General features: G+C 43.9%; 18 protein-coding genes and 1 riboswitch. Of the genes, 11 read left to right on the forward strand and 7 right to left on the reverse strand.

Features of this window, described 5'->3' with window-relative positions:
• Positions 1–34 precede the first annotated feature (34 nt).
• Positions 35–430 carry a GntR family transcriptional regulator gene (locus tag QY97_RS00160; protein ID WP_039231707.1) on the forward strand — a complete coding sequence of 132 codons (396 nt, stop codon included), beginning with the start codon at positions 35–37 and terminating at the stop codon, positions 428–430.
• On the forward strand, positions 427–1,533 hold the full coding sequence (locus QY97_RS00165) for a DUF1648 domain-containing protein (protein ID WP_229731569.1): 1,107 nt from the start codon (positions 427–429) through the stop codon (positions 1,531–1,533). Before QY97_RS00160 ends, QY97_RS00165 begins: the two co-directional genes overlap by 4 nt.
• Before the next feature lie 45 nt (positions 1,534–1,578).
• On the opposite strand, the gene QY97_RS00170 is transcribed toward QY97_RS00165, so the two are convergent.
• Positions 1,579–3,057 carry a DHA2 family efflux MFS transporter permease subunit gene (locus QY97_RS00170; RefSeq protein WP_082090049.1) on the reverse strand — a complete coding sequence of 493 codons (1,479 nt, stop codon included), beginning with the start codon at positions 3,055–3,057 and terminating at the stop codon, positions 1,579–1,581.
• A gap of 227 nt (positions 3,058–3,284) precedes the next feature.
• Between QY97_RS00170 and QY97_RS00175 the strand changes: the two genes are divergently transcribed.
• On the forward strand, positions 3,285–4,127 hold the full coding sequence (locus QY97_RS00175; protein WP_082090047.1) for a TetR/AcrR family transcriptional regulator: 843 nt from the start codon (positions 3,285–3,287) through the stop codon (positions 4,125–4,127).
• A gap of 70 nt (positions 4,128–4,197) precedes the next feature.
• Here QY97_RS00175 and QY97_RS00180 read toward each other — a convergent pair whose 3' ends face one another.
• Positions 4,198–5,454 carry an NAD(P)-dependent malic enzyme gene (locus QY97_RS00180; RefSeq protein ID WP_039231714.1) on the reverse strand — a complete coding sequence of 419 codons (1,257 nt, stop codon included), beginning with the start codon at positions 5,452–5,454 and terminating at the stop codon, positions 4,198–4,200.
• 198 nt (positions 5,455–5,652) lie between these two features.
• Between QY97_RS00180 and QY97_RS00185 the strand changes: the two genes are divergently transcribed.
• From QY97_RS00185 to metC, 5 genes are all read left to right on the forward strand, one after another.
• Positions 5,653–6,438, forward strand: coding sequence for an ABC transporter ATP-binding protein (locus QY97_RS00185; RefSeq protein WP_039231717.1), 786 nt, complete (start codon positions 5,653–5,655; stop codon positions 6,436–6,438).
• Entirely contained in the window at positions 6,422–7,180 is a 759-nt protein-coding gene (locus tag QY97_RS00190; RefSeq protein ID WP_039231720.1) for an ABC transporter permease, read from the forward strand. Before QY97_RS00185 ends, QY97_RS00190 begins: the two co-directional genes overlap by 17 nt.
• A gap of 26 nt (positions 7,181–7,206) precedes the next feature.
• The gene (locus QY97_RS00195; RefSeq protein WP_039231722.1) at positions 7,207–8,199 is read left to right on the forward strand and encodes an ABC transporter substrate-binding protein; all 993 of its coding nucleotides are present in this window, start codon (positions 7,207–7,209) and stop codon (positions 8,197–8,199) included.
• Between the two features lie 70 nt (positions 8,200–8,269).
• A riboswitch (SAM riboswitch) is annotated at positions 8,270–8,373 on the forward strand.
• A 154-nt stretch (positions 8,374–8,527) separates the two neighbouring features.
• Positions 8,528–9,634 (forward strand): methionine biosynthesis PLP-dependent protein, encoded by a 1,107-nt coding sequence (locus QY97_RS00200; RefSeq protein ID WP_039231725.1) that lies wholly within the window; start codon positions 8,528–8,530, stop codon positions 9,632–9,634.
• Between the two features lie 6 nt (positions 9,635–9,640).
• The gene (metC, locus tag QY97_RS00205) at positions 9,641–10,810 is read left to right on the forward strand and encodes a cystathionine beta-lyase (protein ID WP_039231727.1); all 1,170 of its coding nucleotides are present in this window, start codon (positions 9,641–9,643) and stop codon (positions 10,808–10,810) included.
• 53 nt (positions 10,811–10,863) lie between these two features.
• Here metC and QY97_RS00210 read toward each other — a convergent pair whose 3' ends face one another.
• The 3 genes from QY97_RS00210 to QY97_RS00220 form a co-directional block, all read right to left on the reverse strand.
• Positions 10,864–11,124 carry a GlsB/YeaQ/YmgE family stress response membrane protein gene (locus QY97_RS00210; protein ID WP_039231730.1) on the reverse strand — a complete coding sequence of 87 codons (261 nt, stop codon included), beginning with the start codon at positions 11,122–11,124 and terminating at the stop codon, positions 10,864–10,866.
• A 192-nt stretch (positions 11,125–11,316) separates the two neighbouring features.
• Positions 11,317–12,372 (reverse strand): aromatic acid exporter family protein, encoded by a 1,056-nt coding sequence (locus QY97_RS00215; protein WP_052717143.1) that lies wholly within the window; start codon positions 12,370–12,372, stop codon positions 11,317–11,319.
• A gap of 132 nt (positions 12,373–12,504) precedes the next feature.
• Complete coding sequence (locus QY97_RS00220; RefSeq protein WP_039231731.1) at positions 12,505–13,722, reverse strand: NupC/NupG family nucleoside CNT transporter; 1,218 nt, start codon at positions 13,720–13,722, stop codon at positions 12,505–12,507.
• Between the two features lie 160 nt (positions 13,723–13,882).
• Between QY97_RS00220 and QY97_RS00225 the strand changes: the two genes are divergently transcribed.
• The 3 genes from QY97_RS00225 (at position 13,883) to nhaC (ending at position 17,350) form a co-directional block, all read left to right on the forward strand.
• Positions 13,883–14,125: a YueH family protein gene (locus tag QY97_RS00225; protein WP_039231734.1), complete on the forward strand. Its 243-nt coding sequence runs from the start codon at positions 13,883–13,885 to the stop codon at positions 14,123–14,125.
• 83 nt (positions 14,126–14,208) lie between these two features.
• Positions 14,209–15,801, forward strand: a complete 1,593-nt coding sequence (locus tag QY97_RS00230) for a peptide chain release factor 3 (protein WP_039232185.1) — start codon at positions 14,209–14,211, stop codon at positions 15,799–15,801.
• A gap of 163 nt (positions 15,802–15,964) precedes the next feature.
• The gene (nhaC, locus tag QY97_RS00235) at positions 15,965–17,350 is read left to right on the forward strand and encodes a Na+/H+ antiporter NhaC (RefSeq protein ID WP_039231737.1); all 1,386 of its coding nucleotides are present in this window, start codon (positions 15,965–15,967) and stop codon (positions 17,348–17,350) included.
• A gap of 354 nt (positions 17,351–17,704) precedes the next feature.
• Here nhaC and QY97_RS00240 read toward each other — a convergent pair whose 3' ends face one another.
• Both QY97_RS00240 and QY97_RS00245 read right to left on the reverse strand, forming a co-directional pair.
• A complete protein-coding gene (locus QY97_RS00240; RefSeq protein ID WP_046128512.1) occupies positions 17,705–18,028 on the reverse strand; it encodes an ArsR/SmtB family transcription factor in 324 nt (107 codons plus the stop codon).
• Between the two features lie 2 nt (positions 18,029–18,030).
• Positions 18,031–18,432, reverse strand: a complete 402-nt coding sequence (locus QY97_RS00245) for an SRPBCC family protein (RefSeq protein ID WP_039231742.1) — start codon at positions 18,430–18,432, stop codon at positions 18,031–18,033.
• Positions 18,433–18,698 lie beyond the last annotated feature (266 nt).

Raw genomic sequence — 18,698 nt, forward strand, 5'->3', positions numbered from 1 at the left:
TATAACAGGTGCACAAAGGAAAGGACGTGAAGATGTGTACATCCAGCTGGACTTTGAGGCAGATGAGCCTATCTATGAACAGTTAAAACATCAGATTATTGCCGGCATCGCCAAGAAAGAACTAATTCCCGGCGAAAGTCTGCCGTCTGTGAGAGCTATGGCCGCTGATATCGGCATCAATCTTCACACGGTGAATAAAGCCTACCAGCAGCTGAAGCAGGAAGGGTTTATTTTGATCCACCGGCAAAAAGGCGTAGTGGTTAACCCGGAGGGCATCCCGAAAGCAGATGAAGCTTACTGGTCAAGGCTTAAGCATGCGCTTCGGCCATTTATCGCGGAATCCATTTGCCGGGGAGTGGAGGAAGAGGAGTTTAACAAATTATGTGAGCAGTTATTTTCTGAATACACTAAAAAGGGGGAGAAGGAATGAGTATGGAGGCTGTGCTGCTTGGCTTTATTATGATACCAATTTTTATTCCGCTTATTTTTATTCCGAGTTGGACGAGAAAAACAGAAAGCTTTGGCGTGTCGATTCCTGAGCAAGAGTATGGAAAGCCCGCTTTAAAGAGTATGCGCAGAAAGTACGCTTGGTTCATGGGAGCGCTGAGCGTAGTTACGCTTTTTTCCTTCATTGCAGGAGCTTCCTTCTATGTAAAGAGTGCAGAGGGGGTAAGCTTCATATTTGCGGGTCTTCTTGCTGCATATCTTGTGGTTAGCTTTCTTATCTATTTATTTTTCCATGGACAAATGAAGCGAATGAAACAAGCAGCTGGCTGGTCAGCACAGAAAAAGGAAGTTGTGATTGTCAGCACCGAGTTCCGCCAGGAGAAGCTTACCTATTCTAACCTTTGGTTTGCCATTCCTTTTGCTGTTACGATTGCTATACTTCTGCTGTTGCTAGGTACTTATAATCAGCTGCCGGAGCGGCTTCCGATGCAGTATGATTTTTCAGGAGAGGTGACGCGGTATGCTGAGAAGTCCTACCGCACAGTCTTGCTTATGCCAATTATGCAGGTGTATTTAACTTTGCTGTTCTTATTTATTAACACGATTATCGCAAGAGCAAAGCAGCAGGTAAGTGCAAGCAATCCAGAACAATCAATGAAGCAAAATATAGTGTTCAGACGCAGGTGGTCAGCTTTTACCATTCTTTCCGGCATCGCTGTTGTTCTTTTGCTCTCCCTGCCGTCCCTTTCATTTATTTACCCAATGAATACCCGTTTGTTTTTATTTGTTCCTCTTGCTGTTACATTTATCATCGTCGGGGGGGCGATTGTTCTTTCCATCACAACAGGACAAGGCGGAAGCCGAATTAAAGCAGGAGAGGGGAAAAACGGAGATGTGATCAACCGGGACGAAGATCAGTACTGGAAGCTTGGCCAGTTCTATTTCAATAAAAATGATCCAGCCATCTTCATTGAAAAACGGTTTGGCATTGGTTGGACAAACAACTGGGCCCATCCGCTTTCATGGGTGTTCATCGTCGTGGTGGTTGGCTTAGCCATTGGTCTCCCGATTTTATTGGGAGGATAAAATAAGAAGGAGCTTGGAATTCCAAGCTCCTTTTTGAATGTAATTTTATGATTCTAGTGCATGCTGAGAAGCTGTTTCTTGCTTGGACTCTTCAGCGGGTTTGACTCGTTTCATAAAGAAGGTAAGCACCAGGGCAACTAAAGCGATATAAACGGAAATAGTGAAGGAAAAGTTGATACCTTCCAGCATCGATTGATTCATAATGTGTGTTTGCAAATCAGCGAGCTGGGCAGGATCTGGCTGAGCACTGGCAGGAAGAGAACTCATCGCCTCTTCTGCGAGTCTTTCCGCTTCAGACTCTGTCCGGTTTTGCATGATTGTTACAAGGAAGGCTGCACCGATTGCTCCTGATACTTGTTGAAGCGTGTTGTTCATCGCTGTACCGTGGGGGTTCATGTTAGCCGGCAGCTGGTTCAAGCCGTTCGTCATAACCGGCATCATCACCATGGACATCCCAAACATACGCAGTGTATAGACCATTACAAGGTAGCTGTAGGACGTATCGAGTGTCAGGTTGCTGAACAAGTAAGTTGTATAGATTGTAATAGAAAGTCCGATGACGCCCAGAATACGCGCACCGAATTTATCGAACAGCTTACCAGTGATTGGCGACATGATTCCCATAACAATCGCCCCTGGCAGCATGAGCAGTCCAGAGTCCATCGGAGAAATGCCTCTTAAGGTTTGGATATAAATAGGCATAAGCAGCATAGCAGAAAACATCGCCATGGATAATACGATCGATATAGCGGAGGAAAGAGCAAACATAGGGTATCGGTAAATACGGAACTCTAAAAGTGGATCCTCCATACGCAGCTGACGGGTGATAAATATAATCAATCCGATAACACCTGCCGCAATCGGAATATACACATGAGGTGAATCCCAGCCTCTTTCACCAGCTAAACTGAAGCCATACAGAAGTCCTCCGAAAGCAATGCTTGATAGGATGATGGACCACACATCCAGCTTAATATCGCGGTTCGGTGTTATATTTTTAAATTTAATGACTGCAAAGATCAATATAAGGGCTGCTAATGGAATAACAATATCAAACAGCATGCGCCAGGAATAATGTTCAATGATCCATCCGGATAACGTTGGCCCGATTGCCGGTGCCGTAATCATAACCAGACCAAACATCCCCATTGCAGCACCGCGGCGCTCGACCGGAAAGCTAAATAGCATGACATTCATTAATAGCGGCATCATAATAGCTGAGCCTGACGCCTGAATCATCCGAGCGGCCAGCAGCACACCAAACGTAGGAGAGAATGAGGCAAGGACAGTACCTGCTGTAAATAAAGCCATAGCTGTAATAAATAAACGCTTATTCGTAAAGCGCTGAATAAAGAAAGCGCTGGCAGGGATTAGAATGCCATTTACCAGCATGTAGCCGGTTGACAGCCATTGCACCGCTGCGGCACTTACATCAAACTCTTCCATAATAGAGGGGAGAGCAACATTTAACAGCGTCTCGTTCAAAATGGAAACGAAGGCACCAATAAATAAAATAATAATCATCGCGTAAGGCGGTTTTGTTACTTGTTGTTCGTTACTAGCCAATGGAACGCCTCCTATACATATGGTTTAATTTTTGAACCAACGTTATAACAATTAAATATATTATACTGGTAGTATAAAAAAATCAACACTAATTTTTGTGTTTAAGGAGAAACATTGAATTTAAAGTGTTTATAGGATAGGATAAGAATAGACAATCAGTATAATTTTAAGATCAAGGTGATGAAATGAACGATAGAAGGCGTCAAGTAATGGATGCGGCACATGCCCTTTTTGTAGAGAAAGGCTTTGCTGCGGCTTCGATACAGGATATCCTTGAGCGAAGTCATATATCAAAGGGAACATTTTATAATTACTTTTCCTCAAAAAACGAATTGCTCATTAATATTTTTAAGCGGATCAATGCAGAGGCCAACGAGCAAAGGGCTTTCATTCTCACTGGCCGTTCGGTAACGGATCATGAAGCCTTCACTGAACAGATTGTAGCCTCTATGACTATTCATAAAGAAAACCATTTATTTACGCTTTACCAAGGAGTTTTCATTTCGGGGGATGAAGAGCTGAAGGAATTTGTTAGGCAGCAATATTTGGAGGAAGTGAAGTGGACACAGAAGAGGATCGTTGAGCTGTATGGGAACGACATAGTTCCCTACTCACTTGATCTTGCCCTTTTGTTTATGGGAAATGTCCAGCAGCTTCTTCACTTATCGGCAATGGAAGAGCCTCATATTAAAATAGAAAAAGTAATCGGATATGCACTTCGTCGTTTGAGGAGTGCTGCTAAGGACGTAAAATCAACCCGAGACCAATTGATCTCGCCGCGATTTTTAGAGAAATGGTTCCCTGCGGATGAAATTCAAAGAGAACAGCAGAGAAGTGAAATTCTCCGCGCTATTGGTGCTATGCAAAAGGAGGCTGATGAAAGGGGAAGAGAGCTGCTGGCCTTTTTGCAAAGTGAATTAATAGAGGCCGAACCAAGACGTTCGGTGATCGCGGCAGTTATGCAGGCTCTCCCTGATCGTCATGACTTGTTTGAAAGGATCAGCACTTATCTAGAAAAGAAGAGCTAACGCATAGATTGTCAAGAATATCAGATATAAAAAATCCTTCCGCAAAGTTTGCTTGCGGAAGGATTTTTTATTAAACGGTCATATTTTCTCGTTTGGCAGAAAGAGCAGAGAGTTGATAGGTTTTTTCTCGTAAATCTTCCAGGTTAACGTGTTTGCGTGCTACACCTGTTTCAACGGCAGCTCGGGCAACTGCCGCGGCTACTACCGGGGCAATCCGCTCATCAAAGGCGGAAGGAATAATATAGTTTTCCGATAATTCTTCATCAGTAATCAGAGAAGCAATGGCATAAGCCGCTGCTAGCTTCATTTCTTCATTAATATCGGAAGCCTGTACATCAAGTGCTCCCCGGAAGATGCCAGGAAAAGCAAGAACGTTATTGACTTGATTTGGGAAGTCAGATCGTCCGGTTGCAATGACGGCTGCACCCGCATCCTTTGCCTCGGCAGGTTCAATTTCCGGAATAGGATTCGCCATGGCGAAGACAATTGGATGTTCATTCATCGTCTGAATCATGTCAGCCGTCAGGACACCAGGAGCAGAAACGCCGATAAATACGTCACTGTCCTTAATCGCGTCTGCCAGGCTTCCGTTTAAGCAGGTTGGATTTGTATAGGAAGCTACTTGTTCCTTAACAGGGTTCATCCCTTGAGGGCGTCCTGAATAGATGGCTCCTCGCGTATCGCATACAATGACTTCTTTTACCCCTGCCTCATACAGCAGCTTGGCTGTTGCGATGCCGGCAGCCCCAGCACCATTAATGACAATTTTGCTGTCAGCGAATGTTCTATTTGTTAGTTTAAAAGCATTAATCAGGCCTGCAAAGGTAACGATCGCCGTACCATGCTGGTCATCGTGGAATACAGGAATATCCAGTTCCTCTTTCAATCTTTGTTCGATGACAAAGCAATCCGGCGCTTTGATATCCTCCAAGTTTACGCCGCCGAAAGAAGCTCTGATCGCTTTGACGGCTTGTACAATTTCTTCAGGATCCTGCAAATCAAGGCAGATTGGAAAAGCATCGACACCAGCGAAGTTCTTGAATAATATAGACTTTCCTTCCATAACTGGCAAAGAAGCGTCAGCACCAATGTTTCCTAGACCAAGCACGGCTGTTCCATTAGAAACGACGGCAACTGTATTAGACTTCATTGTATATTCATATAACTTTTCTTGATCAGATTGGATAGCAAGACATGGTTCAGCTACCCCAGGTGAATAAACAAGGCTTAAATCTTCTAAATCTTTCACTTCTAATTTCGCTTTCGTTTCCAGCTTTCCTTTATGCTTACGATGAATAGCTAATGCTTCTTCTTTTAAATTCCTCATGTTTTTCCCCTTTCACCTCATTGGTTTTTTAATAATGTGTTTTATTGTATACCATCTGAAAATGAGAATCAATAATATTCTGAAAATTTTAATAAGCATAAAAAAGAATAATTGACGAATTGACATCTATACCATATGATATATAATACTAATAAATCCGATGAATAATGTTGGAATAAAGAAAAAGCAGGTGAGCATATGTTTTTGCATATTGACCATGTTGATAAGCAATTTACGAATAATAAAACAGTACACCAGATCTTAACAGACATTGATTTAACGATCCATGAAGGAGAGTTTGTATCTATACTGGGTCCTTCAGGCTGCGGGAAATCCACCCTTCTTTCTATGGTAGCTGGGTTGAGTGACGTATCCTCTGGGAAAATCACGCTGGAGGGGAAGGAAATTAAAAAGCCGGGTAAAGACCGGGGCATGGTTTTTCAGCAGGCTGCTTTGTTTCCGTGGTTAAACGTGGAAGAGAATGTCATGTTTCCGCTGCGTAAGGAAATGGGCAAGAAGAAAGCCAAGGAGACTGCTCAAAGATTTTTACAAATGGTCCAGCTTTCCCACTATGCAGATCATTATCCTCACGAGCTTTCCGGTGGTATGCAGCAGCGCGTCGCCATTGCCAGAGCGTTAGCAATGAATCCGAAGGTGCTTTTAATGGATGAACCATTTGGTGCGCTTGATGAACAGACTAGAGCTAGAATGCATAAAGAGCTTGAAACCATCTGGGTGGAAACAAAGAAAACGATCCTATTTGTGACCCACAGCATTTCAGAGTCCATTAAATTATCAGACCGGATCATTGTAATGGGAACGCAGCCAGGCAGAGTGATCGCTGACATTAAAGTGAATATCCCGAGACCGCGCCAGATGGATCAAAAAGAGGCCGCTGAACTCCAAAGAAGAATCAACGCACTATTGAAAACAGAAATCGATAAAGTCGTAAATGAGGAATTAGCCCATGCAGCGAACCATTAAACAAATCATCTTTATAGTTGCACTTATTGTTATTTGGGAAAGTGTTGTGCGCATTGGCGGGTGGACAGCAGATATTATGCCGAAACCGTCAGATGTATGGCAGGCGCTAGTTCGCGGATTCGAGGATGGAACACTTATTTATGATTTGGGCGCAAGCTTCCAGCGGCTTTTAATTGGCCTAGCAATCGCCTTGCTGCTTGGCATGGGGCTTGGCATATTGCTTGCTAAATCCAAAACAGCCGACGAGACGCTTGGCTCGCTCATTCTTTCTTTACAAAGTGTACCAAGCATTGTTTGGCTGCCGCTGGCTATTATGTGGTTTGGCTTAAATGAAAAGGCGGTTATTTTCATTGTTGTATTAGGCGGTACGCTTGTGATGACGATCAACATGAGAGCCGGTATTAAGAATGTGTCTCCGCTTTATATTAAAGCAGCCCAAACAATGGGGTCAAAAGGGATTGACCTATTTATTAAGGTTATTCTGCCGGCAGCAGTGCCTTACGCAGTAACTGGCGCAAGATTGGCCTGGGCGTTTGCTTGGCGCGGATTAATGGCGGCTGAAATTTTAAGTACGGGTCCCGGTCTTGGTTATACGCTTAAATATGCATCAGACTTTGGCGACATGAGCCTGGTGATTGCAGTGATGATCTTAATCGGAGTAATTGGAACAGTGGTTGACCTCATCTTCTTTCAGCGGGTCGAAAAAAATGTTATGCGCCGCTGGGGACTTGAAGCCAGCTGATTGCTTGTATAAATGGAGGGGAAACAATGAAAAAGAAAATAGGATTTTTAAGTGTGCTGTTCTTGCTGGCAATGGGTCTTCTTGCTGCCTGCGGATCAGGAGAAGAGGAAGCAAAGAAGAAAGTAGTGATTGGTTATTTTCCGAACCTTGATCACGTGCCGGCCATGATTGCGAAAGAGAAAGGTTATTATGAAGAAGCGCTTGGTGATGACGTGGATGTAGAGTACAAAACCTTTCCAGACGGCGGGGCTTTCATGGTAGCGTTGAAGACCGGAGATGTGGATGCGGGGCTGGTAGGACCCGGTCCGGTCATGAATAACTATACAAACGGTGCAGATGTTAAAATCGTCGCAGGTGGTTCATCTGGCGGGACAGTCATTGTAGCACGTAACGGCAGCGGCATTGAGTCAGTAGAGGACTTTGACGGGAAAACATTTATTACACCTGGTGTAGGCTGCACGCATGACGTTCAGATGGAGACATTTATTAAGGATTATGGCCTTGAATCTAACCGTATTGGCGGCACATTAAAGCATACAACAGGAAAGCCAGCACAGTATGCGGGGCTATTTGAATCAGGCAGAGTAGATTTAGCGGCTGTTCCTGAACCTTGGGGCTCCTTGCTTGTAAAAGAAGAAGGAGCGAAAATTATCGTGGATAGCGATGAAATTTCATATGGAACTACCTTGCCGAACTCTGTTCTAGCAACCAATGGAAAGCTAGTAGAGGAAGACCCAGAGCTTGTGCAGAAAATCGTAAATGCTCACCAAAAAGCCATTGACTTCATCAATGGGAATCCAGAAGAAGCAAAAGAACTGACCATTGCCTCCATCAAGGCAGACACAAACCAAGAACTTGCAAAGGATGTAGTAGATAGCGCATGGGAGCGCATCACTTATACATCAGAGGTGAATGAAGAAGTCGTTCAGCAGTTTGCTAATTCATCTTACGATTTAAAGTTCTTAAAAGAGCAGCCTGATTTCACCAATTTAATTGATCAGCAATTTGTAAAAAAATAAATTGTTAGAAAACACCTTGCTATTTCAATTTTATTGCTGTACATTTAAAGAACATTAAAAAATTATATACGCCTTATCGAGAGAAGCGGAGGGAACTGGCCCGTCGATGCTTCAGCAACCGGCCTGTGCGGCCAAGGTGCTAACTCCAGCGGGAGCGATCCCGAAAGATGAGCGGAAGTTGATGAAAAGCCTTCTTCTCAGAGGGCTTTTCTTTTTTCAGTATTAGTCATCAAAAGAATCGGACTGCTAGAAAAGGGCGCTGTCACACTAACGCAGATGTCAGAAAGCCCTCCGGTTCTGCTTTAGTACATAGCGAGGAGAGAGAAAAATGTCAAACAAACATATTGAAACATTGCTTGCACAAATTGGAAATCGCAGTGAGGAGGCAACAGGAACTGTTAATCCCCCTGTTTACTTTTCCACGGCTTACCGTCATGAAGGAATTGGCCGTTCAACTGGGTACGACTACACACGTACGGGCAATCCAACAAGGGATATAGTAGAACAGGCAATTGCTGACTTGGAAAAGGGAGACGCGGGGTTTGCTTTCTCATCAGGGATGGCAGCGATTCAAACGCTTTTAGCGCTCGCGGAGCCGGGGGATGAATGGCTCGTTTCTGCCGATATATACGGAGGGACATACCGTCTGTTTGAAAGAGGCTGGAAGAAGTTTGGGCTGTCGTTTACCTATGACAGCTTTCAGAACCTGGATGACACAAGAAAGAAAGTTACGGATCAAACAAAAGTGATCTTTTTAGAAACACCGACAAACCCGTTGATGCAAGAAGCCAATATTGCCGAAGTGGCTGCCTTCGCGAAGGAGCATAACCTGCTGCTGATTGTTGACAACACCTTCTATACACCACTTCTGCAACAGCCGCTTACGCAAGGGGCGGATATTGTAATCCATAGTGCTACGAAGTATCTTGGCGGACATAATGATGTGCTTGCCGGACTAATTGCAGTGAAAGGACAAGAGCTGGCCGATAAGGTAGGAGAAATGCAAAATGCTATCGGCGCTGTGCTCTCCCCGCTTGATTCCTGGCTTCTTGTTAGAGGCATGAAAACGCTCGGTCTTCGCATGAAGCAGCATGAGCAGAATGCAAAGCAAATTGTCGAGTTCCTTGAGTCCTCCGACGAGATCGTGGATGTCCTTTATCCGGGACGAGGCGGCATGCTTTCTTTCCGCCTGCAGTCTGAAGAATGGGTGGATGCTTTCTTACAAAATTTACAATTAATCACGTTCGCAGAAAGTCTGGGGGGTGTAGAAAGCTTTATTACGTACCCTGCTACACAAACGCACATGGATATACCGGAAGAGATTCGCACGAAAAATGGAGTCTGTAACCGGCTCCTCCGCTTCTCAATTGGCATTGAGCATGCAGAGGACTTAATTGCTGATTTATCTCAGGCATTCAAAAAAATGAAGGGATGATTAAAAATGAGTGACCAGTATTCTTTTCAAACAAAGCTATTGCATAACCAGCATAAATTTGACGAAAACACAGGCGGGGTAAGCGTACCTATTCAGCACGCTTCTACTTTCCATCAAAAAGAATTTGATAAGTTCGGCAGCTACGATTACAGCCGTTCAGGCAATCCGACGAGAGAAGCGCTGGAGCAGGCGATTGCTGAGCTTGAAGGAGGCACGAGAGGATTTGCTTTTTCCTCTGGGATGGCGGCCATTTCTACCGCTTTCCTTCTCCTTTCAAAAGGAGATCATATATTAATTACAGAAGATGTGTACGGCGGAACGTACCGTATGGTTACATCTGTCTTGAATCGTTTTGGTATTGAGCATACCTTTGTAGACATGACAGACCTGCATGAGGTGGCTTCTAATATTAAGGAAAACACGAAGCTGATCTACATGGAGACACCGTCTAATCCACTCTTAAAGGTAACTGACATTGAAGGAGTTGTAAAACTGGCGAAAGCGAATGGCTGCTTGACGTTTGTGGATAACACATTTTTAACACCTGCGCTTCAGCGTCCGCTTGACCTTGGTGTTGATGTTGTGCTTCACAGTGCCACCAAGTTTCTTTCTGGACACAGTGATGTGCTTGCGGGCTTGGCAGTAACGAAAGATGAGGAGCTCGGCAACCGCTTATATACTTTGCAAAACTCTTTTGGAGCGGTGCTTGGTGTACAAGATGCTTGGCTCGTATTGCGCGGTCTGAAAACCTTGCATGTGCGTTTAGAGCAATCGGCAAGGACTGCGCAAACCCTGGCTGAATTTTTGCAGAAACACCCGCTTGTTGAACAAGTATATTACCCTGGTCTCCCAGACCACCCAGGCTATGAAACTCAGTCTTATCAAGCCTCGGGCGCGGGTGCAGTTCTTTCCTTTGAATTAAAGGATGAAGAAGCAGCACGCCGGTTTGTCAATGCAGCGCAAATTCCAGTATTTGCTGTCAGCCTTGGTGCGGTAGAGTCTATTTTATCGTATCCAACGAAAATGTCTCATGCTGCTATGCCGCGTAAAGAAAGATATAAAAGAGGCATTACAGACGGCCTGCTGAGAATGTCTGTCGGTCTTGAGTCTGCGGAGGATTTAATAGCAGATTTTACAAAAGCCTTAGAGGCTGCTGGCCAGGCTGTTCAGGCTTAAACGCAGAAAACCCGGAAAGGAAGTCCTTTCCGGGTTTCTTTAAGTAATTTTAATTAGCTAGCACGGTCGCGGTTCATACTCTTCATAATTAAGCTTACAACGAATACTAGGATCAATGCACCGATTAAGGCTGGAATAATTGCGATGCCACCGAGATCAGGCCCCCAGTTTCCTAAGAGTGCGCCGCCGATCCAAGCGCCGATAATACCTGCGATAATGTTACCAATAATTCCTCCAGGAATATCTTTTCCTAAGATTAACCCGGCTAACCAACCAATAATACCACCGACAATTAAAAACATAATAAATTCCATGTTGTCCAATTCCTCCTTGCTTGTTTGTTTTTATTTATTGTGCCGTGCTTGCTTTATTTATTCCCGAATCCAACTAGTTGAAACATAAAAAATTACGAGAAGTGAAATTGTTTTTTATTACCATTCATAAGTGAGAAAGTGAAAAAGCCGGTTTACTGAAGTGAAACACTTCAGTAAACCGGCTTTTAAACATTAACGATAATCAAATAGCGGAGGAGAAAACTGCTTCTGACGAAATTTATTTTGTGCCTCCATCTCTTCGATCAGCTCGAAGATAGCAAGCAATTCGTATAGGAGAGAAATTTCTGCAGAGAATAGTTTGTTCATTTCCTCGAATTCTTCTTCTGACTCAGCCTTCGCATACCAGAAGTATTCCATAATTGGCTGAACGGATTTATGCAAACCCTCATTAAGAAATCCGTCCTGTTCGCTGATGTACGCGGCGAGCACCTGAGCGGATTGCCGAATCCTTTGCTTCTGCTCTTCCGTCCAGCTAAGGGGCTCCGCCGGAATCACAATCATGTTGCCGATGTGAAAATGAATGTGGCGGAGCGATTCAAGCTTTTTGGAATCAAAATGAATTTTTCGCATGCTTTCCTTAGAAAAGCGGCGGTAACGCCATTCTCCGCGCTGAAAGCGACAAAGCGTTTCTGTTTTTTCAAATAGCTGTTGCTCCGATTGGTAGGAGGATTCCAATGACCTGGCATCCTTCTCATTAAGCAGATGATCCACCACCTGAAGGAGAAGAGCGGCTGTTTTCTGCTTCAAAGATGTCATGTTCTGAGAAATGGCCTTCGAATAATCAGGAGGAAGAATAAATAAGTTCACTAAGGTCGATACAATCAAGCCTGTGCCTGTCGTGCCGAGCCGTGTAAGGAAAGCCTGTCCGTAATTATCCGTTGTTACTTCGATCATCGCAATAGCGGTTAACGTGGCAACAAGCAGTCCATCATACAGCTTCAATTTTGAGCAAGTAAGAATAGTCAAAACAGCTGCCAGTGTAAAGGTAATAGGGCCATGATCAAAAAGGTAAGTAAAAAGCATCGCATAAGCAGCACCAATAATCGAGGCTGGAAAACGAATCAGTCCTTTTTTGATAGAGGCAGCGGCCGTCGGCTCAATTGTGACAATAGCCGTTATAACAGCAAACACAGGCGGCCAGCCAAGAGACTCACAAATTAGAGCTGTAATAAAAACAGCGGCTCCCGTTTTAAGAATTCGACCGCCAAGGAAGTGAAAAAGGGACATAAGGATCACCTGTGCATTTCATTCATGTATTATCGCCAGTATACCATAAAAGCCGACTAACCGAATGGGTTCTTTAAAGGGAAACCGCATGAAAAAACGCCTGAAAGCGTGTTTGCTTTCAGGCGCTTTTTATTAAAAGAGCATACCAGCAATAGCGGCGCTTAGAAGAGATGCAAGTGTACCTGCAATAACAGCCTTGATGCCAAGCCGAGCAATATCCGGACGACGCTTAGGAGCTAGGTTTCCTAAGCCGCCGATCAGGATAGCCAGCGATGAAATATTGGCAAAGCCGCACAAAGCAAAGCTTAGAACCGCTACTGTTTTCTCGGACAGATTTGGAATCTCTGGAGCAAAGTTCGTATATGCAACGAATTCGTTTACCACAATTTTTTGACCGATAAAGTTTCCGGCTTGTATTGCTTCCTCCCAAGGCACACCAATAATAAAAGCGAGAGGGGCGAAGACATAACCGAAAATAAGCTCAAGAGACAGGCTTTCCCAGCCGACAAGGCCGCCGAACCAGCCAAGGAACCCGTTAATCATAGCGACTAAGGCAATGAAAGCGAGAAGCATAGCCCCAATATTCAGCGCTAACTGCAGACCGACGCTGGCCCCTTTAGCAGCTGCGTCAACGACATTAACTGCGTCAGAGTCAGACTCCATTTTAAATTCTTCCGGCTCTGGCTCATTAGACGTTTCAGGAACAAATAGCTTGGCCATAATGAGGCCGGCGGGTGCGGCCATGAAGCTTGCAGCCAGCAAGTATTCAAGCGGTACGCCAAGCAATGAATAACCGACAAGAACAGAGCCTGCAACGGAAGCGAGACCGCCAGTCATAACCGCAAACAGCTCCGATTCTGTCATTCGGTTAATGTAAGGCCTTACAACAAGCGGCGCTTCTGTCTGACCAACGAAGATATTAGCCGCTGCTGACATTGATTCTGCTTTGCGTGTGCCAAGCAGCTTTGAAAGCGCTCCACCGATAATTTTGATAAAGACCTGCATAATGTTTAAATAGTAAAGAACAGAAATTAAAGACGAGAAGAAAATAACGATTGGCAAAACGTTTAATGCAAATACATACGTAATGTTTGATTCGGGTGTGAAGAATCCGCCGAATAAAAAGTTAATGCCTTCATTGGCATAGCTAGTAATTTCGGCAACCAGCATGGATAAATTTTCTAACTGCTCTCTGCCCCAGTTCCACTTAAGGACGATAAAAGCGAATAATAACTGAATGGCTAAACCGCCAAGAACCGTGCGCCAATTAATCCGTCTCCGGTTGTTGGAGAAGAGAAATCCAATCCCAAGGATCACGAGAATACCGGCTATACCCCATAGATAATTCAATATAGTCACCTCTTCATATTTCTTTTACACGTACACAATTGTATAGTTTATAATGAATTAGCGAGAGAGACAAGAGACAAGAGAGAATTTCTCAAACGTATTCATTTTGTACAAGCTAACTGCCTTATTAAGGTATAGTCTTTCCGAAGGAGGATTAAACATGAAGATTAGAAAAACTTTTATACAATCTGAAGAAGTGAAAGTCTTTATTTATGAAAATAAAAAGGAAGAATCCTTTGTTGTTGCTGTTCCCTTTGCAGAGTGGTCGGCTTTCTTCACTTATGAAGAAGCAGGGGAGGAGCTGTTGGAGCGCCTGCACCTATCTTTAAGCCGTACAAAACTGGATGAGGAAACGGCGAAGGCATTAGCACATCGAATTTATCAGTGGACGAGGGAAATGTGATAGACGAACTAATCTTTTTTCGTTATATTTTGTAAGTACCGAAGAAGATAATGGATTCTATGTTGAAAGGATTGGCTTATTGTATGGCTTCATTTAAAGAAGAAGTTCTATCAAGAAGAACATTTGCAATAATTTCCCATCCGGATGCCGGAAAGACAACGTTAACGGAAAAGCTGCTTCTATTTGGCGGTGCGATTCGCGATGCCGGCACAGTAAAAGGGAAAAAAACAGGAAAGTATGCTACATCAGACTGGATGGAAATTGAAAAGCAGCGCGGAATCTCTGTTACTTCCTCTGTTATGCAATTTCATTATGAAGGTTATAATGTAAACATTTTAGATACCCCAGGGCATGAAGACTTCAGTGAAGACACTTACCGCACTTTAATGGCAGTGGACAGCGCAGTCATGATTATTGACGCGGCCAAGGGGATTGAGGCGCAAACGAAGAAGCTGTTTCAGGTATGTAAAATGCGAGGAATCCCGATTTTTACATTTATTAACAAGCTTGATCGTCAAGGACGTCCGCCGCTCGAACTGTTAGCAGAGCTGGAGGAAGTGCTGGGGATTGAATCGTATCCGATGAATTGGCCCATTGGTATGGGGAAAGAGTTTTTTGGCATTTATGATCGCTTTCATCATCGTATTGAGCAATTCCGCACAGAGAAGGAAGAAGATCGCTTCTTGCCATTGAACGAAGAAGGCGAGTTGGCTGTTGACCATGAGATTAAGAACTCTTCCTTATATGATGAAACATTGGAGGAAATCATGCTGCTGGATGAAGCAGGGAACCAATTTTCAAAGGAGAGAGTTGCTGCAGGGGAGCTGACACCTGTTTTCTTTGGAAGTGCCCTGACAACATTTGGTGTACAGACCTTCTTAGAGACTTACTTGCAGTTTGCGCCACCGCCGCAGCCGAGACAATCTGACAGCGGAGAAATTGACCCGCTTGAAGAACAATTCTCTGGTTTTATCTTTAAGATTCAGGCGAATATGAACCCGGCTCACCGCGACCGTATTGCTTTCTTCCGGATTTGTTCCGGCAAATTCGAACGGGGTATGAGCGTGACACTCTCAAGAACAGGGAAAACTTCGAAGGTATCGCAGTCCACACAATTCCTGGCAGACGACCGGAGTACAGTGAACGAGGCCGTCAGCGGGGACATCATTGGTCTTTATGACACGGGAAATTATCAAATTGGAGATACACTTGTCGGCGGGAAACCAGTATTTCATTATGAGAAGCTGCCTCAGTTCACTCCTGAGCTGTTTGTCAAGGTCATGGCTAAAAATGCCATGAAGCAAAAGAGTTTCCATAAAGGGATTGAACAGCTCGTACAAGAGGGTGCCATTCAATTGTATAAAACCCTGCATACGGAAAATTATATTCTAGGAGCGGTTGGACAGCTGCAGTTCGAAGTATTTGTCCACCGGATGAGAAACGAATATAACTCCGAGGTTATTATAGAACCGATGGGATCAAAGGTTGCCCGTTGGGTTGAAAATGAGGAAGCGGTGAAGGAGAGCATGTCAAGCTCGAGAAGCTTGCTGGTGAGAGACCGCTATGATCGACGCGTTTTCTTATTTGAAAATGAATTTGCTCTCCGTTGGTTCCAAGATAAAAATGAAGATATCCAGTTATATCATCCGATGGAAACGGAAGAAGAGCGGTATTAATGATCATGCCAACATATCACCAGACTGTTCCTGGGAGCAGTCTGGTATTTTATTAAAAAAGTAATTGACAGTACTGAGCAGATCAGGAATAATTATTGTTGTCACTTCAACGCGTAAAAGCGTTCAAGTAAAAAAGCTGTAACCAGCATTCGAGGTGGACATGATGTTTAAAATTGAACCGAAAATCAAGCCCTCTTTGTTCGAGGCTTTATTGATAACTGTTATTATTTTGCTGTTAATCAGCTTTTCTATCATTCAGCTGGAATCTGTTCCGCATATACCGATTCTTCTGTCGGTTCTCCTTCTATGGTTGTTTGGAGCACTTAAGCGTGTACCATTAAAGATCATGGAGAACGGCATGCTCGAAGGGGCTAAGGGCGGTATAGGGGCAGTATTTATTTTCTTTTTAATTGGCGTATTAATTAGCAGCTGGATTATGTCAGGCACCATTCCGACCATGATGTATGCAGCTTTTGAATTAGTAACACCGAATTGGTTTTATAGTGTAGTGTTTCTTATCACAGCTGTGATTGGACTCGGGATCGGCAGCTCCTTAACGACAGTGGCTACGCTGGGAATGGCTTTTATCGGTGTGGGAGAAGCCGTAGATGCTTCTTCCGCTATTATAGCAGGGGCGGTTGTTTCAGGCGCTTTCTTTGGCGACAAAATGTCCCCGCTTTCCGACACAACCAACTTAGCTGCATCTGTTGTAGGAGTGGATTTATTTACGCATATTCGTAATATGGGATGGACAACTATTCCTGTTTTCATTATCACACTTATCCTATTCGCGTTCATTTCTCCTGATATAAGTGGAGCTGAATTTCCAGAAGTAAAAACGATGCAGGCGGTATTAACAGATGAGGGCCTTGTGCATTGGTATTCATGGCTGCCGCTTCTGCTCCTGTTCTTCTTATCTATTAAGAAGGTTTCTCCGTTTGTGACGCTTGCTGCTAGTGCGGTCTTTGGTGTGCTTCTGTCTTTTCTTCATTCGGACCGGCCGCTCGCTGAGGTGGGAAGTGTGTTATTCTCCGGGTTTGTTTCAAAGACAGGCAATGCCGAAGTTGATGCCCTGCTGACAAGAGGCGGAATGGACAGCATGATGTTTACAGTATCGCTTGTGCTGCTTTCCTTAAGTCTTGGAGGTCTGCTGTTCTCCCTGGGGATTATTCCTAGATTATTTGTTGCCATTGAGCAGTATTTAAAAAAGGTAAGCAGTACGGTCACAGCAGCAGCGGCTTCTGCTATTGGCGTGAACCTTGTTATAGGGGAGCAATACTTATCCATTCTGTTGACAGGAGAAGCATTTCAGCGTCAATTTGAGAAGGTAGGACTAGCCAGAAAAAATTTGGCGCGAACGCTGGAAGATGCGGGGACAGTCATTAATCCGCTCGTGCCGTGGGGAGTGTGCGGTGTGTTTATTACAACGACCCTGGGGATTCCGACACTCAGCTATTTGCCATTTGCGTTTTTCTGTTTGTTAAGCCCGATCGCAACGATTATATACGGGTTTACGGGCTGGACATTAACCAAAAAGGAAAACGAGTAAAGAAGGCTGCTTATTACTTGTAAGCCGTTCAACTCTGATAAAGAGCCATTATAAAATACTCATCAAAGGACCAAATCGCTTATTGATTTGGTCTTTTTTATTGGTTTCGTTTTAGGATAAGAGCTATCGATTATCATGGTGAGCGCTTCGCTTTCCGCGAGGCGGGGGAGTGAGACCCCTCAAACTCTGTTTTGTGGGGGCCGCTTGTCCCGTTCATCCTGCAGGAGTCTATGCGTCTTTCCTTTCAAACCATTATTTCCTCTTTGATTTTTGTTATTGATATAACCATCTGTTTATATTAAAGAAAGAAAATGATCTGCCTAATTGTTTGCACTCTCTGATTTCCTTATACAATTAATCGTCTTCTTTCTCAACAAGTGCTTTAAGGGCTGACAGTTTTTTATCCCAGTACTGTTCAAAGAAAATAAGCCAGTCTTTTAATTCAGCCAACGGTTCTGGTGTAAGCACATAGCGAGTTTCCCGCCCTGTCTTTCGCCTTCTTACAAGGCCGGCATTAGAAAGAACGTGCAGGTGCTTATTCACAGCCGTACGGCTTATCGGATAATAGCCCGCAATTTCAGTTATCGACATTTCCTTCTCGGCTAGTAATTTCAACAAACTGCGACGAGTAGGGTCGGCAATTGCTTGAAAAATATCACCCTTAGGCTGGTTACTCACACTTAAGCCTCGATATATGCTGGCAGTTTCTCTTTCACAATCTCTTCCCAGCCGCCGTTCATAATTTCATGTATCTTTGACTTACCTGTATGCCAGCCAGAATGAATAAGGGTAAGCTCTGTTTTTTCACTATCTAGCTCTCTTAATTCAAAAGTGAGATGCCACTCTTTATCCCAGTCAAAGCTGACACGGTTTGGAGGGTCCAGTTCAGTCACCCTGCAAGGGGAGTCACCGTATGGACCTGCATGAAGAATAAATTCCTTGTCCAATACAGCTTCAAAAGTATTTGGCATCCACCATGCTGCAATACCTTCTGAGGTTGAAATGGCTGTCCACACTTTTTCAATTGGGGCATTCAGTATAATGGTTTTGCGGATATCTGGCAGTTTTTCCTCATTGTTCATCGATTATTACCTCCAATATAGAAATAACACTTGTATGTGTCGCACACAATTATAACACTTAAAGGTGTTATATCAATTTTGCACTTTTCGTTATTTTTATGAAGCCTACTTTTTGTTTTCGAACATGGGCCCTTTATTTTGTTCATATCTTCCAGGTGCTAGAAGGGGGTATGAGCAAGGGATGCTTGATTAAAATCTTTAACTTAGATGAAGGAGTTCACAGTTGAACAGCCAGGGAGACTCCATTATAGTTAGGAAAGAATAAG

The organism is Bacillus thermotolerans, from assembly GCF_000812025.2.
GTDB classification, from domain to species: domain Bacteria; phylum Bacillota; class Bacilli; order Bacillales; family Domibacillaceae; genus Quasibacillus; species Quasibacillus thermotolerans.